Below are 7,860 nucleotides of genomic sequence, written 5' to 3'. Positions count from 1 at the left end.
GCAAGTTGGATAGATGGTGGCTATCTGAGTATAAGGAGGTGGTGCCTATGGTGGCATTACTGAAATCTTTAGAAAGGAGACGCCTAATGATTACAATTAGTACCATGTTGCAGTTTGGTTTATTCCTTATTGCATTGATAGGTCTAGTAATCAAGCTTATTGAATTAAGCAATAAAAAATAACCATCGCTAACTTTGGCTGGTTTCGATGGTTAAATGGTTATTAATTTAATCTTTAATCTAAAATAGCCACCGTCTTTTTAACGGGCTCACTAGGGTAACATGTTTGCGCATGTTGCCCTTTTTCTATATATAAATTAACACACCATAATATAAATATCAAATAGACGGCTTATTGGTCGTCTTTTTATTTTGGATAAAAGGAGATAAGAATATGATTAATTGGAAAATTAGAATGAAACAAAAATCATTTTGGGTAGCGATATTGTCAGCTATCTTTTTATTTGCTCAAAACATCGCCAAAGCTATTGGGTATGATATTCAAGTTTATACAGAGCAATTAACAGACGGTTTAAACGCTATATTAGGATTTTTAGTATTAACTGGTGTGATTCAAGACCCGACTACTAAAGGTATAGGTGATAGCCACCAAGCTTTAGAATATGAAGAACCAAGAAGAAAATACTAGGAGGTAAAATAATGAAAACATACAGTGAAGCAAGAGCAAGGTTACGTTGGTATCAAGGTAGATATATTGATTTTGACGGTTGGTATGGTTACCAATGTGCAGATTTAGCAGTTGATTACATTTATTGGTTGTTAGAAATTAGAATGTGGGGAAATGCAAAAGATGCAATCAATAACGATTTTAAAAACATGGCAACAGTATATGAAAACACACCATCGTTTGTTCCACAAATAGGTGATGTGGCTGTATTTACCAAAGGAATATATAAACAATACGGTCATATTGGTTTAGTGTTTAATGGTGGTAATACAAATCAATTTTTAATTTTGGAACAGAACTATGACGGTAACGCAAATACGCCTGCAAAGTTACGTTGGGATAATTATTACGGCTGTACTCACTTTATTAGACCTAAGTATAAAAGTGAGGGCTTAATGAATAAGATCACAAATAAAGTTAAACCACCTGCTCAAAAAGCAGTCGGTAAATCTGCAAGTAAAATAACAGTTGGAAGTAAAGCGCCTTATAACCTTAAATGGTCAAAAGGTGCTTATTTTAATGCGAAAATCGACGGCTTAGGTGCTACTTCAGCCACTAGATACGGTGATAATCGTACTAACTATAGATTCGATGTTGGACAGGCTGTATACGCGCCTGGAACATTAATATATGTGTTTGAAATTATAGATGGTTGGTGTCGCATTTATTGGAACAATCATAATGAGTGGATATGGCATGAGAGATTGATTGTGAAAGAAGTGTTTTAATTCTTAGGTTAAAATGTTAAATATTTGTTAATTATTTTTTAATGTAAGTTTAGTTTCTTTTAATATTTTATTGATTTTTAATATTTTCTCAATATAAAATGAAGTTGTTGATATTTATCATCTTAAATAAGGGTGTTAGCTATAAAAAGAGATAAATAAAAACAAATATATTATATTTGGAGGAAGCGCCATGCTCAAAAGAAGTTTATTATTTTTAACTGTTTTATTGTTATTATTCTCATTTTCTTCAATTACTAATGAGGTAAGTGCATCAAGTTCATTCGACAAAGGAAAATATAAAAAAGGCGATGACGCGAGTTATTTTGAACCAACAGGCCCGTATTTGATGGTAAATGTGACTGGAGTTGATGGTAAAGGAAATGAATTGCTATCCCCTCATTATGTCGAGTTTCCTATTAAACCTGGGACTACACTTACAAAAGAAAAAATTGAATACTATGTCGAATGGGCATTAGATGCGACAGCATATAAAGAGTTTAGAGTAGTTGAATTAGATCCAAGCGCAAAGATCGAAGTCACTTATTATGATAAGAATAAGAAAAAAGAAGAAACGAAGTCTTTCCCTATAACAGAAAAAGGTTTTGTTGTCCCAGATTTATCAGAGCATATTAAAAACCCTGGATTCAACTTAATTACAAAGGTTGTTATAGAAAAGAAATAAAACAAAATAGTTGTTTATTATAGAAAGCAATGTCTTGATTGAATATGTGTAGTGAAAATTATCTTTCATCAAATTCTCATTCATGCACGAATGGTTCTTCCCCACCTAATCAGATATTAGGTGACTTATGGGGAGAAATCAGTTAGGATGAAAAAGTGGATAATCCTTTTTTAGGCAGGTACTTCGGTACTTGCCTATTTTTTTATGTTATAATCTTTCTAGACGTATTCAAAGGACGTCTTTTTAGATTGTATGTTATAGCTAGCTTTCGGGCTAGTTTTTTGCTATGATGTGTTACACATGCATCAACTATTTACATCTATCCTTGTTCACCCAAGCATGTCACTGGGTGTTTTTTTCTTATGATAGAGAGCATAGTTTTCATACTACTCCCCCGTAGTATATATGACTTTAGCATTCCCGTATAATAGTTTACGGGGTGCTTTTTATGTTATAATTAAGTGTATATAGTAGGAGTGAACTATATAGCCTGTTAAGTGGCCTAGTAACCTAACACTTATCCTGCAATTGATATCCTTTTTGCCCTTCACTCGATACATATATCTCAACAACATAGAAATATTACAGTCGCTACACCGCATCTTAAATGGTGTGGTTATTTTTATTGGAAGTGTGTATCAGGTATCAGTAATGTTAAAACACCAGCTAAAAATGAAAAGAATTCACCAGTGCCAGCAGGTTATACACTCGATAAAAACAATGTACCGTATAAAAAAGAGACTGGTTATTACACAGTTGCCAATGTTAAAGGTAATAACGTGAGGGATGGCTATTCAACTAATTCAAGAATTACAGGTGTATTACCCAATAACGCAACGATCAAATATGACGGCGCATATTGCATTAATGGCTATAGATGGATTACTTATATTGCTAATAATGGACAACGTTGTTATATAGCGACAGGAGAGGTAGACAAGGCAGGTAATAGAATAAGCAGTTTTGGTAATTTTAGCGCACTTTGAAAAAAAGTGTGTAAAGTTTCATATGAAGTTAATTAATTTATTATAGAATAGTTTGAAATTATGCTATAATCATTTTAGACACAGCAATGTGTTCAAATTTTCATCTATTCATAAGCTAGCCTTCGGGCTAGTTTTTTTGTGCTATATATTTGTTTTAATTAAACAAAATTAGATAATGCAATAGTAGCCATTTTATGTTAATATTACCTTGGGCGTTTTCAAGGAGCGCCTTTCATTTTTTATGTATTGCTCCCCTTCGGGCTAGTATATTAAATTTATTTTTGCGCTTTCCAAATCAATGTATATGTGTTATATTGTTTATGGGAAGTAGGTAAGCATTTCGGTGCTTACCTTTTTTTGTTTTTCTATAAATACAATAAGGTATGTCAATTTGATAATTTATTAATTTTCATTTAATAAGAAGATCTATATAGTTAATGAATAATTAATGTACTTTTTTTTAGTTAGTCATTAAAATAAATTAGTACTAATTACTAAGGAGAATAAAAAATGAAAATTAGAAAATCTATACTTGCGGGAACTTTAGCAATCGTTTTAGCATCACCACTAGTAACTAATCTAGATAAAAATGAGGCACAAGCTAGCACAAGCTTGCCAACATCGAATGAATATCAAAACGAAAAGTTAGCTAATGAATTAAAATCGTTATTAGATGAACTAAATGTTAATGAATTAGCTACTGGAAGTTTAAACACTTATTATAAGCGAACTATAAAAATTTCAGGTCAAAAAGCAATGTATGCTCTTAAGTCAAAAGACTTTAAGAAAATGTCAGAAGCAAAATATCAACTTCAAAAGATTTATAATGAAATTGACGAAGCACTAAAAAGTAAATATTAAAAAAACCACCCGTAAAAGGGTGGTTTTAATTTTCTAGATAATATAAAAGTGTTCATAAATAAAACAGTATAGGTAAACAATAAAGTATTGAAAAAAGTAAGTTTAATATGAAAATTGTTAAATGAACGACATCTTTTGTTTTTATAAATATCAAGAAAATAATCAAACTCAAAATAAATAACGTAACTGTAGTCATAGGCGTCCATACATAATCAGCATTAGTCATTAAGAATGGTGCGGCCATTATGAAAAAATTTATAATGCAGATGAAATAGACAATTAGACTATAAATTAGGTAAATAACAATACACACCCTTCATAAATAAATAATTTAAATCCTATATATTTTAACAAAAGTAAAACACAGAAGTGTAGAAAATAAAAAATATTGGTAAATAAAATCAATAAGTTTAACCAATATGTTGCTCGCTTCATACCGTATATTGCAACAAAAATTCCGATCAAGAAAAATATAGCCCCTATGATAAAACAGAAATCCGATGCTGAATTATTAAAAAATGAGGTGTTTAGAGTTAGAAAATGAGTTAATGAGTTGACTATAACTAATAAGATATTAATTATATTTGTATGGTTCTTCACATGATACCTCCAAGTAAAAAAATCTAATTAATAAAGTGAATGCTTGATGAACAAGCAGTTATTCCAAACAGAATCAATAAGAAAAGTAGAATCAACATGCTAATGCCCCATAAACAACCCTTTTCACTTTCACTATTATTAATTTCTTGACTTCTTTTAAAGATATTATTACTTTTACATTCTTTAGTTGTTTTAAATTTCACGTTTTTATTACTTCCTTTTGTTTAAAAGTTTACAATGAATTTTTGATTATAATAATATATTCAAAATAGTACTATCTAGTTTGATATGTCAAGCAATATTATTATAAAATTGGAATTCTGAGTTGTCTACTCTAATTTATTATATTTACCTATAAAAATACACCTCAAAAAATAGATTTTTCAGTCTAGCTTTTGGGGTGTACATTCCACACAAACATGTGATTATTTTGATGTTTCTATTAAACTTGTAATTTTAAATTTAAAGTCCCTAAAAAGTCCCTAAAATTTTATTTTATATGAGGTATTATTGATAATGATAAAGTTATAAACCTTGATATTATGCTGTTTTACTTTTTGAATGATAAGTAATTTTATGTTAAAAGTCTCCAGTTTGGATACAAAACGGTCGATAACATATAAACGTTATGACTAACTAACTTCAAATCAGTATCATCTTTCTTAGATTCGGCTTTGGCACTATTGTCAGTAAGTGCACCAACTAATAATAAATTTGCTAATGCAAGTGTTGCAACTTTTTTTAGTGAATTGGATTTTGTTTTTTTTACCATCATTATCACTCCTTTTATATAGCTTACAACAAAATAGATGCAAAATTGATTAACTAAATTTAAATTAATTATTAAATCGAATTTATATTTTTAAGTAAATGTTTTTTGAGTATAAAGATGCTGTAAATATAATCGACAAATATAATCGGAATTAAGAAATGAAGATTGTTATGACATTTAAGTTTGAAACTTGGTATAAACAAAATCAAACAACATTTTAGGTATTGTAAATTAGTTAGTTAATCAAAATTAAAAGAACTTTTAACAGTGTTAAAAAATTATTGTTAAAGATAATTTATTATTAATATTCAGTTAATTCAAAAAATAGAGAAAGTCTGGCTATAATAAAGTTGCAATCACGAATTACATAAAAAAGGAGAGATAATTTATGAAATTTAAGTCATTGATTACAACAACATTAGCATTAGGCGTTATAGCATCAACAGGAGCAAACTTTAATACTAACGAAGCATCTGCCGCAGCTAAGCCATTAGATAAATCATCAAGTACATTACACCATGGACATTCTAACATCCAGATTCCATATACAATTACTGTGAACGGCACAAGCCAAAACATTTTATCAAGCTTAACATTTAATAAGAATCAAAATATTAGTTATAAAGATATAGAGAATAAAGTTAAATCAGTTTTATACTTTAATAGAGGTATTAGTGATATCGATTTAAGACTTTCAAAGCAAGCGGAATATACGGTTCATTTTAAAAATGGAACAAAAAGAGTTATCGATTTGAAATCAGGTATCTACACAGCTGACTTAATCAATACAAGTGACATTAAAGCTATCAGTGTTAACGTAGATACTAAAAAGCAACCTAAAGATAAAGCTAAAGCAAATGTTCAAGTGCCATATACAATCACAGTGAACGGCACAAGCCAAAACATTTTATCAAACCTAACATTTAATAAAAATCAAAATATTAGTTACAAAGATTTAGAGGGTAAAGTTAAATCAGTTTTAGAATCAAATAGAGGTATTACTGATGTTGATTTAAGACTTTCGAAGCAAGCGAAATATACAGTTAATTTTAAAAATGGAACGAAGAAAGTTATCGATTTGAAATCAGGTATTTACACAGCGAATTTAATCAATTCAAGTGATATTAAAAGTATCAATATTAACGTAGATACAAAAAAACATATCGAAAATAAAGCTAAAAGAAACTATCAAGTTCCATATTCAATTAATCTAAATGGTACATCTACAAACATTTTATCGAATCTTTCATTTTCAAATAAACCTTGGACAAATTACAAAAATTTAACTAGTCAAATAAAATCAGTACTGAAGCATGATAGAGGTATTAGTGAACAAGATTTAAAATATGCTAAGAAAGCTTATTATACTGTTTATTTTAAAAATGGTGGTAAAAGAATCTTACAGTTAAATTCAAAAAATTACACAGCAAACTTAGTTCATGCGAAAGATGTTAAGAGAATTGAAATTACTGTTAAAACAGGAACTAAAGCGAAAGCAGACAGATATGTACCATACACAATTGCAGTAAATGGCACATCAACACCAATTTTATCAAAACTAAAAATTTCGAATAAACAATTAATTAGTTACAAATATTTAAACGACAAAGTGAAATCTGTATTAAAAAGTGAAAGAGGTATCAGTGATCTTGACTTAAAATTTGCGAAACAAGCAAAATATACAGTATATTTCAAAAATGGAAAGAAACAAGTAGTGAATTTAAAATCAGACATCTTTACACCTAATTTATTTAGTGCCAAAGATATTAAAAAGATAGATATTGATGTTAAAACAGGGTCAAAAGCGAAAGCGGATAGCTATGTACCATATACAATTGCAGTAAATGGCACATCAACACCAATTTTATCAAAACTAAAAATTTCGAATAAACAATTAATTAGTTACAAATATTTAAACGACAAAGTGAAATCTGTATTAAAAAGTGAAAGAGGTATCAGTGATCTTGACTTAAAATTTGCGAAACAAGCAAAATATACAGTATATTTCAAAAATGGAAAGAAACAAGTAGTGAATTTAAAATCAGACATCTTTACACCTAATTTATTTAGTGCCAAAGATATTAAAAAGATTGATATTGATGTAAAACAATACACTAAATCAAAAAAAAATAAATAAATCTAATAATGTGAAATTCCCAGTAACAATAAATAAATTTGAAAACATAGTTTCAAATGAATTTGTGTTCTATAATGCAAGCAAAATTACAATTAATGATTTAAGTATAAAACTTAAATCAGCAATTGCAAATGATCAAGGGATAACTAAACATGACATAGAACTTGCTGAACGCGCAGTGTATAAAGTGTATTTTAAAAATGGTTCGTCAAAATATGTAGACTTAAAAACTGAGTATAAAGATGAAAGAGTATTTAAAGCAACTGACATTAAAAAGGTAGATATTGAACTTAAATTCTAATCTTTAATTTTATAATAAGGCATCTCACAATCGTGGGGTGCCTTTTACATTTGTAGAGATGTGATGCTTGAATGTTTGAAGTGATTTGCCAAAAGTTATATAAATT

The 7,860-nt window shown here is 28.9% G+C and carries 12 protein-coding genes and 1 pseudogene; 8 read left to right on the top strand and 5 right to left on the bottom strand.

Features of this window, described 5'->3' with window-relative positions; genetic code table 11:
* Nucleotides 1-47: 47 nt before the first annotated feature.
* Nucleotides 48-182 carry a type I toxin-antitoxin system toxin PepG1 gene (gene pepG1 / locus IDG60_RS02250; RefSeq protein WP_000226108.1) on the top strand — a complete coding sequence of 45 codons (135 nt, stop codon included), beginning with the start codon at nt 48-50 and terminating at the stop codon, nt 180-182.
* 52 nt (nt 183-234) lie between these two features.
* On the opposite strand, the gene IDG60_RS02245 is transcribed toward pepG1, so the two are convergent.
* The gene (locus IDG60_RS02245) at nt 235-342 is read right to left on the bottom strand and encodes a hypothetical protein (protein WP_031762631.1); all 108 of its coding nucleotides are present in this window, start codon (nt 340-342) and stop codon (nt 235-237) included.
* A 51-nt stretch (nt 343-393) separates the two neighbouring features.
* Here IDG60_RS02245 and IDG60_RS02240 point away from each other — a divergent pair, with 51 nt between their 5' ends.
* The 5 genes and pseudogenes from IDG60_RS02240 (at nt 394) to scn (ending at nt 3,944) form a co-directional block, all read left to right on the top strand.
* Nucleotides 394-648 carry a phage holin gene (locus IDG60_RS02240; RefSeq protein ID WP_000611512.1) on the top strand — a complete coding sequence of 85 codons (255 nt, stop codon included), beginning with the start codon at nt 394-396 and terminating at the stop codon, nt 646-648.
* An 11-nt stretch (nt 649-659) separates the two neighbouring features.
* Nucleotides 660-1,415, top strand: a complete 756-nt coding sequence (locus IDG60_RS02235; protein ID WP_000861038.1) for a CHAP domain-containing protein — start codon at nt 660-662, stop codon at nt 1,413-1,415.
* A gap of 190 nt (nt 1,416-1,605) precedes the next feature.
* Entirely contained in the window at nt 1,606-2,097 is a 492-nt protein-coding gene (gene sak / locus IDG60_RS02230) for a staphylokinase (RefSeq protein ID WP_000920038.1), read from the top strand.
* A gap of 647 nt (nt 2,098-2,744) precedes the next feature.
* Nucleotides 2,745-3,083, top strand: a pseudogene (locus IDG60_RS02225) (SH3 domain-containing protein); the annotation flags it as partial.
* 510 nt (nt 3,084-3,593) lie between these two features.
* Nucleotides 3,594-3,944, top strand: coding sequence for a complement inhibitor SCIN-A (gene scn, locus IDG60_RS02220; RefSeq protein WP_000702263.1), 351 nt, complete (start codon nt 3,594-3,596; stop codon nt 3,942-3,944).
* A 52-nt stretch (nt 3,945-3,996) separates the two neighbouring features.
* On the opposite strand, the gene IDG60_RS02215 is transcribed toward scn, so the two are convergent.
* From IDG60_RS02215 to IDG60_RS02205, 4 genes are all read right to left on the bottom strand, one after another.
* The gene (locus IDG60_RS02215) at nt 3,997-4,257 is read right to left on the bottom strand and encodes a hypothetical protein (RefSeq protein WP_001791826.1); all 261 of its coding nucleotides are present in this window, start codon (nt 4,255-4,257) and stop codon (nt 3,997-3,999) included.
* On the bottom strand, nt 4,236-4,544 hold the full coding sequence (locus IDG60_RS24570) for a hypothetical protein (RefSeq protein ID WP_001789576.1): 309 nt from the start codon (nt 4,542-4,544) through the stop codon (nt 4,236-4,238). The genes IDG60_RS02215 and IDG60_RS24570 overlap by 22 nt, the downstream gene beginning before the upstream one ends.
* A 23-nt stretch (nt 4,545-4,567) precedes the next feature.
* Nucleotides 4,568-4,747 carry a hypothetical protein gene (locus IDG60_RS02210; protein WP_000669791.1) on the bottom strand — a complete coding sequence of 60 codons (180 nt, stop codon included), beginning with the start codon at nt 4,745-4,747 and terminating at the stop codon, nt 4,568-4,570.
* A 371-nt stretch (nt 4,748-5,118) separates the two neighbouring features.
* On the bottom strand, nt 5,119-5,316 hold the full coding sequence (locus tag IDG60_RS02205; RefSeq protein WP_000239610.1) for a phospholipase: 198 nt from the start codon (nt 5,314-5,316) through the stop codon (nt 5,119-5,121).
* A 388-nt stretch (nt 5,317-5,704) separates the two neighbouring features.
* On the opposite strand from IDG60_RS02205, the gene eap reads away from it, so the two are divergent.
* Nucleotides 5,705-7,453 (top strand): extracellular adherence protein Eap/Map, encoded by a 1,749-nt coding sequence (gene eap / locus IDG60_RS02200; protein WP_001792928.1) that lies wholly within the window; start codon nt 5,705-5,707, stop codon nt 7,451-7,453.
* A 10-nt stretch (nt 7,454-7,463) separates the two neighbouring features.
* Nucleotides 7,464-7,754, top strand: coding sequence for an MAP domain-containing protein (locus IDG60_RS02195; RefSeq protein WP_001792929.1), 291 nt, complete (start codon nt 7,464-7,466; stop codon nt 7,752-7,754).
* Nucleotides 7,755-7,860 lie beyond the last annotated feature (106 nt).

This window comes from Staphylococcus sp. EG-SA-2 (assembly GCF_017152085.1).
This window is presented reverse-complemented; position numbering and strand designations above follow the sequence as displayed.